19 protein-coding genes are annotated in these 21,824 nt (G+C 69.7%); 8 read left to right on the top strand and 11 right to left on the bottom strand.

Features of this window, described 5'->3' with window-relative positions; translation table 11 throughout:
• Window positions 1–451 precede the first annotated feature (451 nt).
• A complete protein-coding gene (locus tag AC1HFH_RS20285; RefSeq protein ID WP_480244373.1) occupies window positions 452–1,171 on the top strand; it encodes an AAA family ATPase in 720 nt (239 codons plus the stop codon).
• Here the strand turns inward: AC1HFH_RS20285 and AC1HFH_RS20290 are convergent.
• Window positions 1,146–2,102, bottom strand: a complete 957-nt coding sequence (locus AC1HFH_RS20290) for a diacylglycerol kinase family protein (protein WP_480244374.1) — start codon at window positions 2,100–2,102, stop codon at window positions 1,146–1,148. The two genes, AC1HFH_RS20285 and AC1HFH_RS20290, sit on opposite strands and share 26 nt — an antisense overlap.
• Window positions 2,099–3,676, bottom strand: coding sequence for an FAD-binding oxidoreductase (locus AC1HFH_RS20295; protein WP_480247917.1), 1,578 nt, complete (start codon window positions 3,674–3,676; stop codon window positions 2,099–2,101). The genes AC1HFH_RS20290 and AC1HFH_RS20295 overlap by 4 nt, the downstream gene beginning before the upstream one ends.
• 213 nt (window positions 3,677–3,889) lie before the next feature.
• Between AC1HFH_RS20295 and AC1HFH_RS20300 the strand changes: the two genes are divergently transcribed.
• From AC1HFH_RS20300 to AC1HFH_RS20310, 3 genes are read left to right on the top strand one after another with little or no spacing between them, the layout of a single operon-like run.
• Window positions 3,890–4,495 carry a TetR/AcrR family transcriptional regulator gene (locus tag AC1HFH_RS20300; RefSeq protein WP_480244375.1) on the top strand — a complete coding sequence of 202 codons (606 nt, stop codon included), beginning with the start codon at window positions 3,890–3,892 and terminating at the stop codon, window positions 4,493–4,495.
• A 36-nt stretch (window positions 4,496–4,531) separates the two neighbouring features.
• Entirely contained in the window at window positions 4,532–6,082 is a 1,551-nt protein-coding gene (locus AC1HFH_RS20305) for a glycerol-3-phosphate dehydrogenase/oxidase (RefSeq protein WP_480244376.1), read from the top strand.
• A 36-nt stretch (window positions 6,083–6,118) separates the two neighbouring features.
• Window positions 6,119–6,730 carry an AAA family ATPase gene (locus AC1HFH_RS20310; protein WP_480244377.1) on the top strand — a complete coding sequence of 204 codons (612 nt, stop codon included), beginning with the start codon at window positions 6,119–6,121 and terminating at the stop codon, window positions 6,728–6,730.
• Between the two features lie 124 nt (window positions 6,731–6,854).
• Here AC1HFH_RS20310 and AC1HFH_RS20315 read toward each other — a convergent pair whose 3' ends face one another.
• From AC1HFH_RS20315 to AC1HFH_RS20325, 3 genes are all read right to left on the bottom strand, one after another.
• Window positions 6,855–7,397: a GNAT family N-acetyltransferase gene (locus tag AC1HFH_RS20315; protein ID WP_480244378.1), complete on the bottom strand. Its 543-nt coding sequence runs from the start codon at window positions 7,395–7,397 to the stop codon at window positions 6,855–6,857.
• A 234-nt stretch (window positions 7,398–7,631) separates the two neighbouring features.
• A complete protein-coding gene (locus AC1HFH_RS20320; RefSeq protein WP_480244379.1) occupies window positions 7,632–8,234 on the bottom strand; it encodes a maleylpyruvate isomerase family mycothiol-dependent enzyme in 603 nt (200 codons plus the stop codon).
• Between the two features lie 20 nt (window positions 8,235–8,254).
• Entirely contained in the window at window positions 8,255–9,289 is a 1,035-nt protein-coding gene (locus tag AC1HFH_RS20325; protein ID WP_480244380.1) for a sigma-70 family RNA polymerase sigma factor, read from the bottom strand.
• Between the two features lie 78 nt (window positions 9,290–9,367).
• On the opposite strand from AC1HFH_RS20325, the gene AC1HFH_RS20330 reads away from it, so the two are divergent.
• On the top strand, window positions 9,368–11,662 hold the full coding sequence (locus AC1HFH_RS20330; RefSeq protein ID WP_480244381.1) for an FdhF/YdeP family oxidoreductase: 2,295 nt from the start codon (window positions 9,368–9,370) through the stop codon (window positions 11,660–11,662).
• A gap of 58 nt (window positions 11,663–11,720) precedes the next feature.
• Window positions 11,721–12,251: a hypothetical protein gene (locus AC1HFH_RS20335; protein ID WP_480244382.1), complete on the top strand. Its 531-nt coding sequence runs from the start codon at window positions 11,721–11,723 to the stop codon at window positions 12,249–12,251.
• A gap of 57 nt (window positions 12,252–12,308) precedes the next feature.
• Here AC1HFH_RS20335 and mihF read toward each other — a convergent pair whose 3' ends face one another.
• A complete protein-coding gene (gene mihF / locus AC1HFH_RS20340) occupies window positions 12,309–12,623 on the bottom strand; it encodes an integration host factor, actinobacterial type (RefSeq protein ID WP_480244383.1) in 315 nt (104 codons plus the stop codon).
• Window positions 12,624–13,027: 404 nt separating this feature from the next.
• Here mihF and AC1HFH_RS20345 point away from each other — a divergent pair, with 404 nt between their 5' ends.
• Complete coding sequence (locus AC1HFH_RS20345; protein ID WP_480244384.1) at window positions 13,028–13,867, top strand: hypothetical protein; 840 nt, start codon at window positions 13,028–13,030, stop codon at window positions 13,865–13,867.
• 136 nt (window positions 13,868–14,003) lie between these two features.
• On the opposite strand, the gene clpX is transcribed toward AC1HFH_RS20345, so the two are convergent.
• The 5 genes from clpX to AC1HFH_RS20370 form a co-directional block, all read right to left on the bottom strand.
• Complete coding sequence (clpX, locus tag AC1HFH_RS20350; RefSeq protein ID WP_480244385.1) at window positions 14,004–15,284, bottom strand: ATP-dependent Clp protease ATP-binding subunit ClpX; 1,281 nt, start codon at window positions 15,282–15,284, stop codon at window positions 14,004–14,006.
• 287 nt (window positions 15,285–15,571) lie between these two features.
• Window positions 15,572–16,237, bottom strand: coding sequence for an ATP-dependent Clp protease proteolytic subunit (locus AC1HFH_RS20355; RefSeq protein ID WP_480244386.1), 666 nt, complete (start codon window positions 16,235–16,237; stop codon window positions 15,572–15,574).
• Between the two features lie 71 nt (window positions 16,238–16,308).
• Window positions 16,309–16,884 (bottom strand): ATP-dependent Clp protease proteolytic subunit, encoded by a 576-nt coding sequence (locus tag AC1HFH_RS20360; protein ID WP_480247918.1) that lies wholly within the window; start codon window positions 16,882–16,884, stop codon window positions 16,309–16,311.
• 196 nt (window positions 16,885–17,080) lie between these two features.
• Window positions 17,081–18,442, bottom strand: a complete 1,362-nt coding sequence (gene tig / locus AC1HFH_RS20365) for a trigger factor (protein ID WP_480244387.1) — start codon at window positions 18,440–18,442, stop codon at window positions 17,081–17,083.
• A 147-nt stretch (window positions 18,443–18,589) separates the two neighbouring features.
• Entirely contained in the window at window positions 18,590–19,111 is a 522-nt protein-coding gene (locus AC1HFH_RS20370; RefSeq protein ID WP_480244388.1) for an FKBP-type peptidyl-prolyl cis-trans isomerase, read from the bottom strand.
• 186 nt (window positions 19,112–19,297) lie between these two features.
• Here AC1HFH_RS20370 and AC1HFH_RS20375 point away from each other — a divergent pair, with 186 nt between their 5' ends.
• Entirely contained in the window at window positions 19,298–21,760 is a 2,463-nt protein-coding gene (locus AC1HFH_RS20375; protein WP_480244389.1) for a phosphoketolase family protein, read from the top strand.
• Window positions 21,761–21,824: the final 64 nt, after the last annotated feature.

The raw sequence follows: 21,824 nt of genomic DNA on the forward strand, positions 1-21,824 counted from the left end.
GACGTAGTCGCTCCATCCCACACCCGATGCGGCCCCCGAAGGGGCCGCGACTCGAGCGACGGAGTCGCTCGATCCCACACGGAGCGGCCCCGCCTCGATTTTGGACTGACGGAGCGAGGGAGCGAAGCGACTGAGCGGAGGAGGGAAAAATCGAGGCCCCCCAGGGGCCGCGACTCGAGCAGCGGAGCTGCTCCATCCAACACAGCGCTGCTCAATCCAACACAGGCGGAATCTTCGGTGGATGAGGGACACCGAAGATTCCGCCCTGCCCGTGATCATACCGCTGTTCGGTGCCGATCCGAAGAATCCACACCCAATTCTCAGCTTCCGGCCGCCTTCCACCACCGAATCGGAGATCACAACGAAAAATACTCCGCGAGATAATGATTCGGACCAATCCGACTCGCCCGACGCGTTGCCCGATGCCCCCGATCCGGGGAGTCTGGAGCGAGTGATCCCTTTGCACGACCCCACGGCGACACCGGACGCCGCGTATCGGATATTCATCGGCCCGGCGCCGCGTGGTGTGCTCGCCGCGGGTGACGGCCGGGCCCCGGCTTCCGGTCGGCCTACCCCGTCGGTGCACGATCTGCGCGGCCGGCGACCGACGGAGTTGCACTACCCGGAGCGGGTGGCTCTGGTGATCGGTGGCGTGCCCGGCGCCGGTAAGAGCACTGCCATGCAGCGCTGGTTCCCGGCCGGCGACGCGACGGCACCGCTGGTACTGGATTCGATCCGGGCCCGGCACCGGCTGCACCGGCGGCTGAGTGCCGTCCCGTACCCGTTGTGGCGCCCGCTGGTACACCTGGCGCACTACCGCGCCGTCTATCTCGCCCTGCGGGACGAAGCAGGGCCGGTCGTGATCCACGATTGCGTCACTTTCGGCTGGAGCCGGGCGCTGCTGAACCGGTGGGCCCGGCGGCACGGCCGGCCGCTGCACGTGATCATGCTCGACGTGGCCGGACCGACCGCGCGCGCCGGTCAGCTCCGGCGCGGCCGGCGGATCGGCCGGTTCATGTTCGCGCTGCACTGCCGGGGGTGGCGGCGGTTGCTGCGTTCCGGCGCCGGCCGGACCGGCTGGCGGCCGGCGTCGACGGTGATCGTCGACCGGCCGGCCGTCGGCACGGTGCGCCGGGTGCGGTTCGTTACGGCCCGGGAACCAGCACGGTGAGGGCACCGGGCACGGCTTCCACCTCGACCGGCAACCGGCCGGCGGGCTCGCCGTCGGCGGTTACGAGGGCGCCCGGAGCGTCGATGACGATGCGGCGCGCCCGGTAGCGCCGGGTAGCCGGGTCGTCGATGCGTTTCCCGGCGGACAGGGCCGGCAGGAATCGGGCCAGGCTCAGCCGGGACCGGGCCCCGACCACGGTGACATCGAGGTAGCCGTCGTCGTTGCGGGCATCCGGGCAGACCTGCATCCCACCACCGTAGGTCCGGGTGTTGCCGACCGGGACCATCACGGCGTCGGTGACCACGACCGGATCGCCGGCGAGTTCGGGGTTGTCCAGCTCACCGGCGGCCAGGTCGTGCAGCTCGATCCGGAAGGGCAGGGCGCAGCGGCCGAGGATCTCGATGGCCGCGGCGGCGGTGTAGCGCAGCGGTCCGCGCGGGTACCGCATCGCGTTGGCGCGCAGCGTCACCCGGGCGTCGAACCCGGTGCCCAGTACGGTGGCGAACCAGCTGGGGGCCCGGCCTGCGGCGGTGCTGCGGCCGAGGTCGAGGACCCGGGTGTGCCCGCCGAGCACGATGTCTGCGGCGGCCGATGGATCGTCGGTCGGGATGCCGAGTTCCCGGGCGAGGTCGTTACCGGTGCCCGCCGGAATCAGGCCGAGCGGCACACCGGTCTGCGCGAGGGCGTCGAGCAGCGCATTCATCAGACCGTCGCCACCGATGCAGACGACGGCGTCGGGCCGGGTGCCGGGGTCGGCGATCGCTTCCCGGACGAGCCGGACGGATTCCGCCGCGCTGCTGCCGATGAGTTCGGTCACCTCCGTACCGCGCTCGGTGAAGAGTGCCCGGGTGGTCGCGGCGACACCGTGCCCGCGGCCGATCCCGGCGGCGGGGTTCGCGACGATCGCGATCCGGCGCTGCGGGGCGGTCACGGCACCAGCTTTCCGGGATTGAGGATCCCGGCGGGGTCGAGTTCGCGTTTCACCGCGCGCAGTGCCCGGACCCCGAGGTCACCGACCTCGTCGCGCAGCCAGGGCCGGTGGTCGGCACCGACGGCGTGGTGGTGGGTGATGGTGCCGCCGGCGGCGACGATGGCGTCACCGGCGGCGACCTTCGCCTTCGTCCACTGGGTGATCGGTTCCGCCAGCGCCTTCGCCACCACGGTGAAGTACAGCGATGCCCCGGCCGGGTAGGTGTGCGAGATGTGGCACATGACGACCGGCGGCGTGCCCTGTCCACCCAGTGCGTCGGTGAGGGCTGCGGTGACCTTCGCCTTCAGCTCGGCCAGGTTCGCCCAGGTGGTCGCGGTCTCCAGGGTTTCGCATAGCACACCCGTATCCAGCAGTGCATCCCGCAGATACGGTGCGGAGAAACGGCCGTTTTCCCATTCCCGGGCGGGCTGTTCACCGACCCGGGTGCCGCCGGCTCCGGCGAGGATCGCCCCGGCTTCCACACTGCGGGCCGCGACATGTCCGGCCGTCCCTTCGAAGGTGGTGACGGCCAGGCAGCCGGCCACCGGCGTCCCGCCCACGTCCTCGGATCGGGCCAGGTTCAATCCGGTCTCGACCTCGTCGGACAGTCGCAGCACCGTGGGTGCGGCCCCGGCCTGCACGACGGCGCGCAGGGCCGCGGCACCGGTGGCGAAGTCGGGGAACGACCAGGCCTGGTGCACCACGGTTTCCGGGACCGGATGCACCCGCACGGTGACTTCGGTGATGATGCCGAGCACACCTTCCGATCCGAGGAACAGTTCACGCAAATCGGGTCCGGCCGCCGAGGCGGGCGCCCGGCCGAGGTCGAGGCTGCCCTGTGGGGTGGCGATCCGCAGCCGCTGCACCATGTCGTCGAAACGCCCGTAGCCGGCGGAGGCCTGGCCGGAGGATCGGGTGGCAGCGAAACCGCCGATGCTGGCGAATTCGAAGCTCTGCGGGAAGTGCCCGAGCGACAACCCGTGTTCGGCGAGCAGGGCTTCGGCCCGGGGGCCGGTGAGCCCGGCGCCCAGCCGGGCGGTGCCGCTCACCGGGTCGATATCCGCGATGGTGTCGAGGCGCCGCAGGTCCAGCGCGATCACGGTGTCGAAGCGCCCCCGCACCGGGTCGACGCCGCCGACGACGCTGGTACCGCCGCCGAACGGGACCACGGCCAGGTCGTGATCGGCGCAGTAGGCCAGCACCTCGAGCACTTCGGCGTGCCCGGCGGGGAAGACGACGGCGTCCGGTGCGTCCTGGGCACCGGATTCCCGCCTGCGCAGCAGGTCCAGGGTGCTCTTGCCGCCGGCGTGCAGGAGCCGGTCGCGATGCTCGGTCGAGACGTGGTCGGCACCGACCACTGCGGCCAGCCCGGCTCGCCGGTCTTCGGCCAGCGTGGACTCACGCAGCGGCACATCGCTGCCCACACGCCGCGCCGACGGTTCCCCGGAAACGCCGAAGACCTGCGTCAGCAACGTTCGAGCCTGTTCCGGCAGGGTCTTCCGCCCGGAGGGCACACCCCAGGCGTCCCACACCATATTCGGGGCCGCGTCGCCGCGTTCGGAATCGGTGCCGGTCGCCGCCGCGGCGCCGGTGGAAGGTTCGATGCTCTCGCCCATGCGTTACAGTCTGACATACAATGTCAAGCAGTAACGCGCTTCGGTGATCCCGATGCGGCTCTCGTTACCCTGAGCATCCCTGTCCGTTCCGCGCCGCGATCCGGCGCCACGACCCACGGCGGTGACCGATCGATGTCCTCCACCGAAACCGCGACCTCGGAAACCGGGCGGCCCTCGCCGACCGATACGGCAATTCTGGATGCCGCCCGGGCGTGCGTGGCGGAATTCGGCGTGCGCCGTACGACGCTCACCGAGGTGGCCCGCCGAGCGGGTGTGAGCCGGCCGACCGTCTACCGGCGGTGGCCGGATACCGGGGCACTGATCGCGGAACTGCTGGTCCGCGAATTGCGGACGATCCTGGCCGACACCATGCCCGAATCGGGTACCGGGCGTGCCCGGCTGGTGCACGGCATCGTCGACGGCGCGGCGGCCATCCGGGCCAACCCGGTGTTCGCGAAGATCTTCCGCACCGACACCGACATCATGCTCACCTACGTGTTCGGCCGGCTGGGACGCAATCAGCGCATCCTCATCGATCTGTTCACCGACGGCATCCGGACCGGTCAGCAGGACGGTTCGGTGCGCGCCGGGGAACCGAACCAGCTGGCCACCATGTTGCTGCTGCTCGCCCAATCGGCGGTGCAGTCCGCCGAGACCGTGGCCCCGCTGCTGTCCGGCGCCGACTTCGACCGGGAGCTCGGGGCCGCTGTCGACGGCTACCTGACCCCCAGACCATGACCCGGTCCCCGACCGGACCGCACGGATAGGACTGTGATGACACCCGATTCGCTCCCGACCGACAGTTCCGCATTGCATGCGGCCGGCCGGACCCGGGCCCTGTCCGCCCTCGCCGACGGAGCCGAGATCGATGTCCTCGTCATCGGCGGCGGGGTGACCGGCGCCGGCGCCGCCCTCGATGCCGCGGCCCGCGGCCTGCGCACCGTCCTGGTGGAACGCCACGACCTGGCCTTCGGCACCAGTCGGTGGAGTTCCAAACTCGTGCACGGCGGCCTGCGCTACCTGGCGAGCGGGCGGCTCGGGATCGCCCACGAAAGCGCGGTCGAGCGCGGTGTGCTGCTCGGTGTCACCGCACCGCATCTGGTCCGGCCGCTACCGCAGCTGGTACCGCTGCTGCCCGGTGTGCGGCCGACCCAGAGCGCACTGATCCGGGCCGGCTTCACCGCCGGCGACGTGCTGCGGCGCACCGCAGGCACCTCCCCCGGCACCCTGCCGCGGTCGCGTCGGGTGGCTGCCGCGGAAGCGGTACGGCTGGCACCGACGGTGCGGCGCGCGGGGCTGCGCGGCGGCCTGCAGGCATGGGACGGCCAGCTCGTCGACGACGCCCGGCTGGTCGTCACCCTCGCCCGCACGGCGGCCGCGGCCGGCGCCACCGTGCTGACCCGGGTGGAAGCCCTGACCGCGACCGGTGATTCCGCCACCCTGCGCGACACCCTGACCGGTGCGACGGTGCAGGTGCGGCCGCGGGCAGTCCTCAACGCCGGCGGTGTCTGGGCCGGAGAGGTGGACCCAGGCATCCGGTTGCGCCCCAGCCGCGGCACCCACCTGGTGTTCGACGCTGCCGCGTTCGGTGGTCTCGGCGCTGCGCTCACGGTGCCGGTACCCGGCAGCATCAGCCGGTTCGTCTTCGCCTTCCCCGCCGCGCACGGCCGCGTCTACCTGGGGCTCACCGATGAGGACGCGCCCGGTCCGATTCCGGACGAGCCGGAACCGACCGAATCCGAGATCGATTTCCTGCTCGACACCATCAACACCGCCCTGCGGGAACCCCTCACCCGTGCCGATATCCGCGGACGGTTCGCCGGGCTGCGTCCGCTCCTGGAGACCGGCGACGACACCACCGCCGACATCTCCCGCGAGCATGCGGTGCTGACCGGCGACAACGGGGTGGTGACCGTGGTCGGCGGGAAACTCACCACCTACCGGCAGATGGCCGAGGACGCCGTGGACGCGGTCGTCACCCACGCCGGGCTCACCGCCGCACCGTGCCGCACTCGCCGGTTGCCGCTGCTCGGCGCCGTCACCGGTGCCGCCCGCGACCGCATCGACGCACCACCGGTGCTGATCGACCGGTACGGCACGGAGGCCACCCGGATCACCGCTGCCTGGCTCGCCGACCCAGCGACCGCCGCACCGGTCGCCCCCGGTATCGACGTGACGGTGGCCGAATTCGACTACGGCGTCACCCATGAGGGTGCCCTCACCGTCGATGATCTGCTCGCCCGCCGGACCCGCATCGGCCTGGTACCCGACGATGCCGCGGCCGCCCGGCCGGCCGCCGAGGCTGCGCTGGAACGGCATCGCTGAGGGCCGAACACGTCCGGCAGGCCTACACTCGGCCGGGTGCTGATCTGGATCAACGGTGCGTTCGGGGCGGGGAAAACGCAGACGGCATTCGAGCTGCATCGGCGAGCGCCCGGGACACATGTTGCCGATCCGGAGCTGATCGGGTTCGCCATCCACAAGATGCTGCCGACGCCGGCGCGCGGCGATTTCCAGGATCGGCCGCAGTGGCGGGCGGCGGTCGTCGCGACGCTCACCGATGCGGTATCCGCCCACGACGGCCCGGTGATCGTGCCGATGACACTGGTCGAACCGCAGTACTTCGACGAGATCATGACCGGCCTCGCCGCCGCCGGGGTGCCCGTGCAGCATTTCGCGCTCACGGCCTCGGCGGCGACGCTGCGGAATCGGCTGCGCACCCGCAGCGCGTTCGGTCTGGGCAAGGTGCTCGGCCGCACCGATGAGTGGGCCGTCCAGCAGATCGACCGCTGCCGCACCGCCCTGACCGACGATCGGTTCGCAACCCATATCGACAACGATCACCGCAGCGTGGACGAGGTCGTCGAAGATATCGCAGCTCGCGCCGGACTCCGGCTCGACCACCCTCGTTCGAGCCCGTTTCGCTACCAGCTGCGGCGCGCCGCGGTCGGCGTACGACATATTCGGCTCTGATCCACGGCCCGGGCCGAGCCCCGGGGTTCCGGATGAGGCCGAGGGGCCGCCCGGGATCTCGCCGATCGCGGAGAAGTGGTCCCGGATCATCGAACCCGGCACATTGTGCGGCGGTTCGGCACGATCAGCGCAGTCCGCCCGGCTCCGACAGGTCCGCGCGCATACAGGCGCGCGGCCAGCGATCCAGGCCGTGCGCCGCTTCCTCGGCTCGGATCGCCCGTAGACCTGCGGTTTCCGCGGACGGCGGCAGGTAGTGGAAGCCGAGTCTGCGGTAGTACGGACCGTTCCACGGCACTTCGGTGAACGTCGTGAGGGTCAGGGCGGGCAACCGCTGCCGTTCCGCCCAGCGGGCCGCATGATCGATGAGCTGCCTGCCGATGCGCCGGCCCGCCCATTCCGGCCGTACCGAAACCTGCTCGATATGGGCGGCTCCGTCGACAACTGCGGCGAGCAGATAGGCGACCGGGCGGCCGTCGTCGGCCTGCCACACCCACGCACGCCCCGCCTCGGCGTAGTCCCGCAACGTGTCGAGGGCCGGTGGCGGATCCTCGGCGACTTCGGGCATGCCGATCGCAGCGAACGGCGCACCTGCGGCGATCTCGATCTCCTGCAGGACCGGGAGATCCGCCATGACCGCCGGCCGGATCGGATTCGCAGCGTCGTCCACAGCTGCCAAGCTAGCCGATACCGCGTTCGCCGACTCGTGCCACCGCACCCGCCCGGGTGGTGCCGCAGCACCTCGTCGAGACGTGCAACGCACCGGCGGCACCTGAACCACAGCGGACAGCGCGGATCGACGGCGGCCGAACCCACCGCATGCCGCTCCGGCTGCGCCCGAGCACCCGCGACCGGACCGAGTCCGACGCGCCGGGCAATCCAGGCCCGGCAGGTCGTCCGGTCGTCAGCTCGGTGCCGCGGCGTCGATGCTCTGCCGCCCGGTGACGACCAGCAGGATGTCGGTGACCGGCATCGGTACCGGTGTCCCCGAACCGATCGTGACCTCGGCGTCGGTGGCCACCAGTTGCCGCCCGGCCAGGTCGACACCGAAGAACGCCAGATTTCGTTCGGTCGAGTGGCCGAGCACCAGCGCCACTCGTTCCGGGGCCGGGCCGGGCAGCCCCAGCGGCACCGTGATGTCCAGTCCGTGGATGACGTCGTGGCTCAACGCCCCGGCCGCCCCGCCGCCCGGTGGGCGCCACGGGGTGCGGATGTTGTCCCGGTGCAGCGCGAGCAGTTCGGCGTCGCTGCTCCGGGCGGTCGCGGTCCGGGCATCACGGTCGGCGTAGCGCGCGAAGGAGAAGCGGGCCCGGACCATGCCCGAGACGAAACCGGGCAACCGGGTGCGGTACGGCATGGTCAGGTGCGCCAGTACCTCCCGCACCCGCCACCCGTCGCACAGTGACGGCGTCGCCCACCGGTCGGGCGTGAGTTCGGTCAGCAGCGTGTTCAGCCGCTCGCGTTCGGCGAAGGTCTCGGCATCGAGCTCGGCATCCGAGGTGGTCATCACGGTCCTTTCGATCGGTTTCACGAGTGATACGACCGGGACCAGCGAAAGTCATCGGTCCACTGCGAACGACCACACCCGGTAGCGCCGCCGACCCGCTCCGGCGGTCGAGCAGGCAACCCGAACTCCGCGAACCGCTGCTCGGTGCCCAGGAAGGTGACGGTCTGCACGATCCGGCCGGCGGACACCTCCACCACCAGCAGGGCGAAGGGCCGCAGCACACCGCCCGGGTCCGGGCGGTACTGGCCGAAACCCGGCGAGCCGTTGATCGGCACCGGCATCAGCCGGTCCCGGGCACAGGCATCACCGGCCGCCATCACCTCGGCGATCCGGGTCGCTCCGGTGATCCACCAGGCGAACGGTGGCATCGATGCCATGGCGTCCGCGCGCAGCAATGCCGTCAACGCCGGGATGTCGTGTGCCTCGAAGGCGGTGACATACCGTTCCAGCAGGTCCCGCTGCACCTCGTCGTCCGGGTCGAGGACGTCGGTCTCCCGCGGCGGATCGGCCGCGAGCGCCACCCGCGCCCGCTGCAGGGCACTGTTCACCGCCCCGACCGTGGTGTCCAGGATCTCGGCGCATTCGCGCGCGGAAAAGGCCAGCACATCGCGCAGGATCAGCACCGCACGCTGACGTGGTGCCAGTCGCTGCAGCGCCACGACGAAAGCCAGCCGTACCGACTCGCGGGCCAGCGCCCGTTCGGCCGGGTCGAGCACGCCGAAGAGCCGGGCGTCCGGCACGGGTTCCACGAATCGATCGGCGGGCAGCGGTGCTCCCGGGCCAGCTCCCTCGGCCGCCGGTCCGAGATCGATGGACAGCGCTCGCCGCCGGGCACCGCGCAGCATGTCGAGGCAGATATTGGTGGCGATCCGGTGCAACCACGTCGGCAGCGCGGCACGTCGCGGATCGTAGGTGTGCAGATTCCGGCCGGCCCGGATGAACGTCTCCTGGACCGCGTCCTCGCTGTCGGCCGCGGAGCCCAGCATCCGGTAGCAGTACCCGGTGAGGGGGCGCCGGTACGCTTCCAGATCCTCGGTGTGGACACCGTTGCTCACGCCACCGTTTCTACCGCAACCACCGGATCGGCGCCGACATCTCCGCCCGGGAGCGGGTACCGCTGCGACAATGGCCCTATGCACCGTGACGCACCGGTCGACGACATCGACAAGACCACGCTCGACACCTCGGCACCGGAAACGGCGGCGGCCGGCCTGACCGCCGTCGGTGTCGCGCTGCAACGTTCGGTCGAGCAGATGGGCGTGCTGCGCACCACGCGGGCCCTGACCCGGCTCAATCAGCGGCACGGTTTCGACTGCCCGAGCTGCGCCTGGCCGGACCCGACGGGCCGGCGACGTCCCGCGGAGTTCTGCGAAAACGGCGCCAAGGCGGTGGCCGAAGAGGCCACCTTGCGGACCGTCGGGCCGGAATTCTTCGCCGCCCATTCGACAGCCGAGCTGGCCGACCGGTCCGGGTACTGGCTGGGGCAGCAGGGCCGGCTCACCCAGCCGATGGTGCTGCGCCCCGGCGCCACCCACTACGCGCCGATCGAGTGGGAGGACGCCTACCGCCTGATCGCCGACCACCTCCGTACGCTCGCCTCCCCCGATGAGGCGGTGTTCTACACCTCCGGCCGCACCGCCAACGAGACCGCGTTCCTCTACCAGTTGCTGGCCCGCAGCTTCGGCACCAACAACCTGCCGGACTGCAGCAACATGTGCCACGAATCGTCCGGGGCGGCACTGACCTCCTCGATCGGGATCGGCAAGGGCTCGGTCACCATCGACGACTTCCCCGCCGCCGATCTGATCCTGATCGCCGGCCAGAACCCGGGCACCAATCATCCCCGGATGTTGAGTGCACTGCAGGAAGCCAAGAAACACGGCGCCCGGATCGTGGCAATCAATCCGCTGCCGGAGGCCGGGCTGCTGGGCTTCCGGGATCCGCAGACGGTTTCCGGTTACACCGGTGGCGTGCGGATCGCCGACGACTTCCTGCAGATCCGGCTGGGCGGCGATATGGCGCTGTTCCAAGGGCTGGGGAAGCTGCTGCTGGCCGCCGAGGACCGCGCGCCCGGCACCGTGCTGGACCGGCAGTTCCTGGCGGAGCACACCGCCGGATACGGCGACTACGAGTTGCATCTCCGGTCGGTCGATCTGGGGGTGGTCGAGCAGGCCACCGGCCTGACCCGCGCCGAACTGCAGCGCACCGCAGATCTGCTGGCGGGGTCGAAGGCCACCATCATGTGCTGGGCGATGGGCCTCACCCAGCATGTGCACGGTGTCGCCACCATCGAGGAAGCCACGAATCTGCTGTTGCTGCGCGGCATGATCGGCAAGCCGGGGGCCGGGGTATGCCCGGTGCGCGGCCATTCGAACGTGCAGGGCGACCGCACCATGGGCATCTGGGAGAAGATGCCGGAGAGCTTCCTGGCCGCCCTCGACCGGGAGTTCGGCATCGACAGCCCGCGGGCCGACGGCCTGGACACCGTGCACGCAATCCGGGCGATGCGCGACGGCCGGGCGGGCGTATTCATCGGGATGGGCGGCAATTTCGTCGCGGCCACCCCGGACACCGCGGTCACCGAAGCCGCGCTGCGGCAGTGCGCACTCACCGTGCAGATCTCGACGAAGCTCAACCGCAGCCATGTCGTGCACGGCCGCACCGCCCTGATCCTGCCGACGCTCGGGCGCACCGATCTGGACGTCCAGGCCGGTGTCCGCCAGCAGGTGTCGGTGGAGGATTCGATGTCGATGGTGCACCTGTCCACCGGCCGGCTGCGGCCGGTGAGCGATCGGCTGCGCAGCGAGGTCGCGATCGTCTGTGAACTCGCCGCCGAACTGTTCGGGCCGCAGCATCCGGTGCCCTGGGCGGACCTGCGCGCCGACTACGACCGGATCCGGGACGCCATCGCCCGGGTGGTGCCCGGATTTTCCGACTACAACACCCGGGTGCGCGGCCGCAACGGCTTCCAGCTGCCGCATCCGCCGCGGGATTCCCGGGAGTTCCGCACCGGCACCGGCCACGCCAACTTCGCGGTGAACGAGCTGCATTGGCTGCCGGTGCCGGAAGGGCGGCTCATCCTGCAGACGCTGCGCAGCCACGACCAGTACAACACCACGGTCTACGGGATGGACGACCGCTACCGCGGCATCCACGGCGGCCGCCGGGTGCTGCTCGCGCACGCCGACGATATCGCCGCGCTCGGTTTCGCCGCCGACGAGCTCGTCGATCTGGTCTCCGAGTTCGGCGACGGCGTCGAGCGGCGGGTGCGCGGCTTCCGGCTGGTGCCCTATCCGACACCGCGCGGCAACGCCGCGGCCTACTACCCGGAGACCAATCCGCTGGTGCCCCTGGATCATGTCGCCCACCGGTCGAACACCCCGGTCTCGAAAGCCGTCACGATCCGGCTGGAACGCCCGCGCCCCTGACTCGCGCCGGGCTACCGTGGCAGCAGCCGAACGGTTCGGAGCAGGAACGGAGCGTGCTGTGCGGTTCGCGATGGAAGGCAATGCCGGCGGGATCCGGGTTCGGATGCGGTTCGAACGGCATCGCCGGCGCCGGATCGCCACGCAGCTGGCCCTGGCCGGAATGACCCTGCAGGGTGCGATCGTCGGCCTGTGGGGCGTGCTGGCACCGCATTCCTGGTATACGAGCTTTCCCGGTTTCGGGATGCAGTGGATCGCGGTGGACGGCCCGTACAACCAGCATTTGGCGGCCGACGTCGGTGCGTTCTTCCTCGCCCTCGCCGCGGTGGGGGCCTTCGCGCTGTGGCGCGGCGGCCGTACGGCCGCACAGTCGACCGGGATCGGCTGGCTGGTCTTCGCGGTTCCGCACCTGATCTACCACGCGACCCACCGCCCGGACGGGCTCGGCGCGGCCGGCTTCACGCTCAGCCTGGTGGCTGCGGCGCTGCTGGTGGCCGGTGGGCTCGCCTGCCTGCTGCTGCCGCCACGCGAACCCGAGATCCCCGATCCGAAGCCGGTCGAGTTCCGGTTCCCGCGGCGACGCCGACAGTGAACCGCCGACTACGGCGCAACGCCCGTGGCATCATCCACGGGCGCCGAGCACATCCGATCAGTCCTTCAGCGCCTCGAGCAGGGCGGCGCGCTGCCGCGCCCCCAGCCCGCCGATGCGGCGGTCCTCCGGGATCTCGGCCTGATCCATCAGCTTCGCAGCCTTGACCGGCCCGACGCCCGGCAGCGCCTTGATCACAGCCGCCACCTTGGTCTTCTTGACCAGATCGTCGGTGTCCGCCTTCTTCAGCAGCTCGGCGACGGTGACCTTGCCCTCTTTCACCTTGCCGATCAGTTCCGAGCGCGCCTTGCGCACGGCAGCCGCTTTGGCCAACGCCTCGGTGCGCTGTTCGGCGGTCATCGTAGGCAGTGCCATGTCTCCTCCGCTTTCCACTCGTCACTCGAACATCTGGTTGACCGGACCGAGTAAACACCCAATACGCGGGATGCGACCGGTCCGACACACCGCGAGAAGCAAGGCGATGAGTTTTCGGTCGCCACCTCGTCGGAACTGGTGAACGCCGGTAACACCGGCACCCCGTACCACGACACCCAGGACAGAAGCACCCACCGGGCTGCCGAGCACCGACCGGGACCCAAGGTTCAACGGCGAACCACGGAGGATCAACGAAGCTCCTCGATCAGGGCGCGATCGCATCGTCGATCGTCACCTCGCCCCCGGCCCTGCGAAGCACCCAGCGTGCGGATGTGGCTCCAGACCGCGCGATGCGCTATGAATGAGCGCGACCCGGCGACCCCGAGCGTTCTGGAGCAGTGACGATGCGAGCCGAAACACCTGTCGACGACCTCGATGCCGGTGAGCTGGCGCTGCGGGTCGAGCGCGCCCGCGGGCGGCTCGCCTACCAGGCCGATCCGGCGCTGACCTCGGCCCTGGCCGAGCACGAACTGCAGGCCGAACGCGAACTCGCCGAACGGATTCGGAAGTTCGAACGGGAGCAACGCTGGAAGCAGGCGGAGGCCGCCGCAACCAGCGCCGACCGGCTCCGCGACACCAATGCCGCACTGGACCGCGCCGAGATGCGCGATGTGATGGCGGCCCGCAAGGCCATCGCCGCCCAGCGGCGTTCCGGCGACCCGCGGGCGAAGCTGGCGTCGCTGTACCGGCACCGCACCTGGTCGATGCGCGGACTGGCCGGAGTGGTGCTCGCCGGCATGCTGTGGTCGGCGGTGAACGTCCAGCACAACATCGCCCCGGGCGGTCCGAGCGACCCGTTGTACTGGGCCAGCTTCGGCCTGGAGGCGATGATCAGCGTCTGCCTGATCATCATCATGATCGGCTCCAGCCGGGTCGCCGAATGGGGCGTGCTCAGCAACCGCCGGCAGATCGTCGTCGCGGAGCTTTCCCTGCTGACCCTGACGATCGCACTGAACACCTACCCGCATGTTCGGGACGGCCACTGGTACGACGCCGCGGTGCACGCGGTGGCACCGGTGATGATCGGTGTCGCGCTGCTGGTGCACAACGCCGCCAGCGAGCGCTACAACCTGGCGATCATCCGGGCCAGTGCCGAGGTTCCCGATATCGAGGGTGTCGCGCCGTCGGCGGATGCGATGCGGCCGCTCGGGGATCCGGTCGGCACCACCGAATCCGCCGTCTAGCCACCTGGTCCGGACCTCGGCCAGCGGACGGCGGTGGACACGCCGCGCGGCCGGGAGACCCACCACACAACACGACCGCCGGGCCCGGCCCGGCGGTCGTAGTGCAGCTGAGTAGCCGGGGACCCCGGCAGCCTGTTCAGGCGGACTTCTCCCGGCGCTCGGCGCGCTGCGCCTTGCGGGGGACGATGGTGGGCAGCACGTTGTCGTTGACGGTGTCGGCGTTCACGACCACCTTGGCGACATCGTCGCGGCTGGGGATGTCGTACATCACCGGCAGCAGCACTTCCTCCATGATGGCGCGCAGGCCGCGGGCACCCGTACCGCGCAGGATCGCCTGGTCGGCGACGGCTTCCAGGGCGTCCTGGGTGAACTCCAGGTCCACGCCGTCCATCTCGAACAGTCGCACGTACTGCTTGACCAGTGCGTTCTTCGGCTCGGAGAGAATCTTGACCAGCGATTCCTTGTCCAGGTTGGTCACCGAGGCCACCACCGGGAGACGGCCGATGAACTCCGGAATCAACCCGAACTTGATCAGGTCCTCCGGCATCACCTCGGCGAAGTGGTCATCGGTGTCGACCTCGGCCTTGGACCGGACCTCGGCACCGAAACCGATGCCGCGATGGCCGGTGCGGTCGGAGATGATCTTCTCCAGACCGGCGAACGCCCCCGCCACGATGAACAGGACGTTCGTGGTGTCGATCTGGATGAATTCCTGGTGCGGATGCTTCCGGCCGCCCTGCGGCGGCACGCTGGCCTGGGTGCCCTCCAAGATCTTCAGCAGCGCCTGCTGCACGCCCTCACCGGAGACGTCGCGGGTGATCGACGGGTTCTCGCTCTTCCGGGCGATCTTGTCGACCTCGTCGATGTAGATGATGCCGGTCTCGGCACGCTTCACGTCGTAGTCCGCCGCCTGGATCAGCTTCAGCAGAATGTTCTCGACGTCCTCACCGACATAGCCGGCCTCGGTCAGCGCCGTGGCGTCGGCGATCGCGAACGGAACATTGAGCATCTTGGCCAGGGTCTGCGCCAGGTAGGTTTTTCCGCAGCCGGTGGGGCCGAGCATCAGGATGTTCGATTTGGCCAGCTCGACCACATCACCCCGGCTGTCCCGGCCCTTGTCGCCGGCCTGGATGCGCTTGTAGTGGTTGTAGACGGCCACGGCGAGCGTGCGCTTCGCCGGATCCTGGCCGATGACGTAATTCTCCAGGAACTCGCGGATCTCGGCCGGCTTCGGCAGCTCGTCGAGCTTGACCTCGCTCGATTCGGCGAGCTCCTCTTCGATGATCTCGTTGCACAGGTCGATGCACTCGTCGCAGATGTACACCCCTGGTCCCGCAATGAGCTTCTTGACCTGCTTCTGGCTCTTTCCACAGAACGAGCACTTCAGCAGATCGCCGCCATCTCCGATGCGCGCCATCTCGTGGGTCCCTACTTCCTTGTCCGCGTGCAATGCGACTATCACCGATTGCCGGATGTTTCCCGTCCTCGGCGATGCAGCGAGTACATCATTCGTCGATCGCGCTTTCCGGGCGGTGCCGTCAACCAGAGCAATGGTCCCTGAGTCGACCGTACCCGGTGTGCGCGACAGAGGTCGACAACTCGCGCATGTTTCTCGTTCGGGTTGTGCGGGTTCTCACCTGGCCGGAAGCCGAATCCCCGAACGACCGGCCCGCCGGCGGAGAATTCCACCGGCGGGCCCGCGCGTCACTTCTGTGCGCTGAGCTTCCGGTAATCGAACACCTGGTCGATGAGACCGTATTCGACAGCCTCTTCGGCGGTCAGGATCTTGTCGCGGTCGGTGTCCTTGCGGATCGTTTCCTTGTCCTTGCCGGTGTGCCGGGCCAGGGTTTCCTCCATCTGGGTGCGCATCCGCTCGATCTCGGCGGCCGCGATCTCGAGATCGGACACCTGACCCTGGATCCCGCCGGACTGCGGCTGGTGGATCAGCACCCGGGCGTTCGGCAGGCAGGCCCGCTTACCCGGCGTACCGGCCGCCAGCAGTACCGCCGCGGCCGAGGCCGCCTGGCCCAGGCAGACCGTCGCGACATCGGCGCGCACGTACTGCATGGTGTCGTAGATCGCCATCAGCGAGGTGAACGAACCACCCGGCGAGTTGATGTACATGGTGATGTCGCGGTCCGGATCCAGCGACTCCAGCACCAGCAGCTGCGCCATCACATCGTTGGCCACAGTGTCGTCGACCGGGGCCCCGAGGAAGATGATGCGTTCTTCGAACAGCTTGTTGTACGGGTTCGACTCCTTGACGCCGAAGCTGGAGTGCTCGACGAACGAGGGCAGGATGTAACGCGCCACCGGGTTGGACGCCGAGATCCCGGACAGGCCGGCACGCGGTTCGATCAGGTTGGCCATCTGTATCTCCAAAGTCTGTGCCGCACTGCCTTTCCGGCGCGGCGAGGAACGGGTTGGCAGAGTGCGGGCGACTACCGGGCCTGGTTCGCGTGGCTGACCACGTGATCGATGAAGCCGTAGTCCAGCGCCTGGGCGGCGGTGAACCAGCGGTCCCGGTCGGCGTCGGCGGTGACCTGCTCGACGGACTTGCCGGTGTGCAGTGCCTGCAGCTCGTTGAGCTCCTGCTTGGTGTGCGCGAACTGCTCCGCCATGATCGCGATGTCGGCGGCCGAACCACCGATACCGGCCGACGGCTGGTGCATCATGATGCGCGAATGCGGCAGTGCGTACCGCTTGCCCTTGGTGCCGGCGGTGAGCAGGAACTGCCCCATCGAGGCCGCCAGACCCATCCCCACGGTGCGGATATCGCAGTCGGCGAACTGCATCGTGTCGTAGATGGCCATCCCCGCGGTGACCGAGCCACCGGGCGAGTTGATGTAGAGCGAGATGTCCTTGGTCGGATCTTCGGCCGAGAGCAGCAGGATCTGCGCGCAGAGCTTGTTCGCGATGTCGTCGTCGACCTGGGTGCCGAGGAAGATGATGCGCTCCCGCAGCAGGCGTTCGTACACCGAATCACTGAGGTTGAGGCCAGCAGTGGGGGCCGTCATGACCGCTGCCTGGTTCTTTGTCACGGATACCTGCCTTCTCTTCGCACCGGCTGTGTCACGGACGGCCGCCCGGACCGAGCCGCCGTCGGTTCATCGTCACAAACATTAACGAAGGAGGGCGGCACCGAACTCCCGGTACCGCCCTTACTTCGCTGAGAGCGCAATCTCCTCCGCGCTCGATCGCAGCCTACGTTCCTTACTCCGCGGCGGTCTCGGCCGATTCGGTCTCCGCCGCCTCCGGGTCACCGAACATCTCGGCGGTGTCCACGGTGTTGCCCTCGGAGTCGGTGACCTTCACCTGGCCGACGATCCCCGCCAGCGCCTTGCCGCGCCGGACATCGGCGAACACCGCACCGAGCTGACCGGCCTGCTGCACCTGCTGGATGAACTGCTCCGGGGACATGCCGTAGCGCTGCGCCTGGAACAGGATCCGCTCGGTGAGTTCCTGCTGGCCCACCTGGGTGTTCTCCGCCTCGGCCACTGCGTCCAGCAGCAGCTGGGTCCGCACCGACTTCTCGGCCGACTCGCGGGTGTCCTTCTCGAACTCCTCGAGGCTGGAACCCTGCGACTCCAGCGCCTCGGCCAGCTTGGCCTCGTCGTGGTCGAAACCGTGCACCGCGTCGTGGCGCACCGCATCGATCTCGGCCTGCACGACCTTCTCCGGCAGCGGGACCTCGACGGCTTCGAGGAGGCTGTCGAGCACCTTGTCCCGGATCTCGCCGGCCTGTTCGACCTTCTTGCCCTGCTCGGCGCGGCCGGCCAGGTCCTTCTTCAGCTCGTCGAGGGTGTCGAACTCGCTGGCCAGCTGGGCGAAATCGTCGTCGGCGGCCGGCAGCTCGCGCTCCTTGACGGTCTGCACGGTCACCGTGATGACGGCCTCGGAACCGGCGTGCTCGCCGGCGACCAGCTTGGAGGTGAATTCCTTCGACTCGCCCGCCGACAGGCCGATGATCGCCTCGTCCAGCCCCTCGATCAGCTGACCCGAGCCCACCTCGTGCGACAGGCCGGTGGTGGACGCCTCCGGAACCTCGGTGCCGTCCACGGTGGCGGCGAGGTCGATCGACACGAAGTCGCCGTCCTGCGCGGCCCGCTCGACACCGGTGAGGGTGCCGAACCGCTGCCGCAGCGAGGTCAGCTGCTGCTCGATGTCCTCGTCGTCGACGGTGATCGCGTCGACGGTGACCTCGATGCCCGAGTAGTCCGGCAGGGTGATCTCCGGGCGCACATCCACCTCGGCGGTGAACACGAGCTCGTCCCCGTCCTCGATCTTGGTGATCTCGATCTCGGGCTGGCCGATGACCTTGACCTCACCGGTCTGCACGGCCTCGGAGTACCGGCCGGGCAGCGCGTCGTTGACGACCTGCTCCAGGACGGCGCCGCGGCCGACCCGAGTCTCGATCAGCTTGGCCGGGGCCTTGCCGGGCCGGAATCCGGGGATGCGAACCTGCTGGGCCAGGGCCTTGTAGGCGCGATCGAAGTCCGGCTTCAGCTCCTCGAAGGGCACCTCGACATTGATCCGGACCCGAGTCGGGCTCAGCTGCTCGACGGTGCTCTTCACGGACATGCTCCTTGTGGGTCATCCCCGCTCGGCGCGGGGAGGGTTGATTCGGGGGCAGGGGGCGCGCCGTACACGCCCCATCTCGCACAGGTTAGTCGACCGATACTCCCGGCAACGCACCCACCCGCACCGTCGCGGGGCGGCCGGCTAGGACGACGGCGCGACCTCGACGGCATCGGTTACGAACACCAGCGTCTCGTTCGGCGCGATACCGGGGACGCCCTGCTCGCCGTAGCCCAGCTCCGGCGGCACGATGAGCACCCGGCGGGCACCCTGCTGGACGCCTTCGAGCCCCTGGTCCCAGCCGGGGATGACCTGACCGGCGCCCAGGGTGAGCGTGAACGGTTCACCGCGTTCGAACGAGCTGTCCACGACCTCGCCCGTCGACCAGGCGACAAGCTGGTAGTCCATCGTCAGCGGGTTGCCCGCGACCGCGCCGGGGCCGGTACCGGCATTCAGGTCCTCGACGATCAGCTCGTCGGGCGGGGTGCAGTCGTCCGGAATCGTGACCTCGGGCGCCGTGCCGTACGCCCCCGTCACCCCGACACATTCCACGAAGACCGGCGCCGCGCCCTCGGCGGGCGTCGAGCCTTCGTCGTTGCAGGCGGTCAGGACGAAGGTGGCCGCGGCAGCCGATACCAAGCCGGCGATCTTGCCGAGAGTCTGCATGCGCGAACCCTAGCCCACCAGGGAGCCGTAGCCACCGGCAACACCCGGCAGCTGCTGCGCCCGGGCCACCCGACCCAGTACGCTGGCAGTGCATTCCGGTGGCGCCGAGCACCCGGGCACCACATGCCGAACGATCTACGCGGGTCCCGCGGAACCCGCAGCTGGACGAGCATGAGGAGACCGGCAATGACCACGACCGATGCCTCCCGCGACACCTCGGCGGATTCCGTCGGCAGCACGGGCGGGCCGACGCTGCCGCCCCGGCCACACCCGCTCGGCGATGCGCCCGGGCCGATGTCCCGCGAGGAACTGGTGGCGGTCGACACCTGGTGGCGCGCGGCGAACTACCTCTCGGTCGGGCAGATCTATCTGATGGGCAATCCGCTGCTGCGGGAGCCGCTGCGCCCCGAGCACATCAAACCGCGGCTACTCGGCCACTTCGGCACTGTGCCGGGCCTGAATCTGGTGTGGGCGCACGCCAATCGGCTCATCCGCCGGCGGGATCTGAATGCGGTGTTCGTCGCGGGGCCGGGGCACGGCGGGCCCGGGCCGAATGCCTGCGCCTGGCTGGAGGGCAGTTTCGCCGAGCTCTACGGCGACCGGTCCCGCGATGCGGCGGGCATGGCGACCCTGTTCGGCCGCTTCTCCTTCCCCGGCGGGGTACCCAGTCACTGCGCACCCGAGACGCCCGGGTCCTTCCATGAGGGCGGCGAACTCGGCTACTCGCTGCTGCACGCCTACGGTGCCGCATTCGACAACCCCGACCTGACGGTCTTCTGTGTGATCGGGGACGGCGAGGCCGAGACCGGACCGCTGGCGGCCAGCTGGCATGCGGGCAAGTTCCTGCAGCCCGCTCGCGACGGTGCGGTGCTGCCGATTCTCGCGCTCAACGAGTACAAGATCGCCAACCCGACCCTGCTGGCGCGGATTCCCGAGACCGAACTGATCTCCCTGCTGCACGGCTACGGCTACGAGCCGCTGATCGTGGCCGGCGACGATCCGGCAGCGGTGCACCAGGAACTCGCCGCCGCGATGGAAGCGGCCCTGATCCGGTATGCCCGTATTCAGGAGCTGGCGCGCACCGACCCCGTCGAGGCACACGGCCCGCTGCCGATGATCGTGCTGCGCACCCCCAAGGGCTGGACCTGTCCGCCGATGGTGGACGGCGAACCGGTGGAAGGCACTTTCCGCGCCCACCAGGTTCCGCTCCCGGCAGCCCGCGACAATCCGGACCACCGGACGGTGCTGGAGCAGTGGCTGCGCTCGTACCGGCCCGAGGAGCTGTTCGACGCCACGGGCCGGCCGGTTCCGGCGCTGCTCGAGCAGGTGCCCGAAGGCGCTCGGCGGATGAGCGCCAATCCCGTGGCCAACGGCGGTACCCGGGTTCGCGACCTGCGGCTGCCGGACTGGCGGGCCGCCGGCGTGCCGGTGGACACGCCGGGCGCAATCCGGCACGAGGCCACCCGGGTGCTGGGCAGCTGGCTGGCGGAGGTCACCGAACGCAACCCGGACAACTTCCTCACCTTCGCCCCCGACGAACTGGTCAGCAACCGGCTGCAGGACATCCTGACCGCCACCGGCCGGGACTGGCAGGCCGAGATCGGCGAGTACGACGACCGGCTGGACCGGCGCGGCCGGGTGATCGAGGTGTTGTCCGAGCATCTGTGCCAGGGCCTGCTGGAGGGATATCTGCTCACCGGCCGGCACGGGGTGTTCACCTGCTACGAGGCGTTCATCCACATCGTCGATGCCATGTTCAACCAGCACGCCAAATGGCTGGATGCCAGTTCGACGCTGCCCTGGCGGCTGCCGTTGCCCAGCCTGAACTATCTGCTGTCCTCCCACGTCTGGCGGCAGGATCACAACGGCTTCACCCACCAGGATCCCGGGTTCCTGGATGTGGTGGTCAACAAGAAACCGGCGGTGGTCCGGGTGTATCTGCCACCGGACGCCAATACCCTGCTCGCGGTGTACGACACCTGCCTGCGGTCGCGGCACAAGGTGAACGTCGTCGTGGCCGGCAAGCAGCCGCAACCGAGCTGGCTCTCGGTCGCCGCGGCCGAAGATCATTGCGCCCGCGGGATCGGCCTGTGGCCGTGGGCCGGGCACGGCGACGACGGCGGCGGTACCCCCGATGTGGTGCTGGCCTGTGCCGGGGACGTGCCGACCTCGGAAACCCTGGCCGCGGCGGCGATCCTGCGCGACCGGCTGCCCGACCTCCGCGTCCGGGTGGTCAACGTGGTCGACCTGATGCGGCTGCTTCCGGCCGATGAACATCCGCACGGGCTGCCGGACGCCCAATTCGACACCCTGTTCACCCGGGACCGCCCGGTGATCTTCGCCTTCCACGGCTACCCCTGGCTGATCCACCGGCTGACCTACCGCCGGACCAACCATGCCGGCCTGCACGTGCGCGGCTACAAGGAGCGCGGCACCACCACGACACCGTTCGACATGGTGATGCTCAACGATCTGGACCGATACCACCTGGTGATGGATGTGATCGACCGGGTGCCTCGGCTCCGGGAGACGGCCGCCGGGCTGCGTCAGGAGATGGCCGACAAGCGGTTGCGTGCCCGGCGCTGGACCCGCGAACACGGCGAGGACATCCCGGCCGTCGCCGACTGGGTCTGGCCGCAGCCCTGCTGACCCGCTCCACCCCGGACGGTCGCCGGAACAGGTGCCACCGGAATCGAGTTGCCGCATCGGGCCG

This window comes from Nocardia sp. KT25-26 (assembly GCF_056627695.1).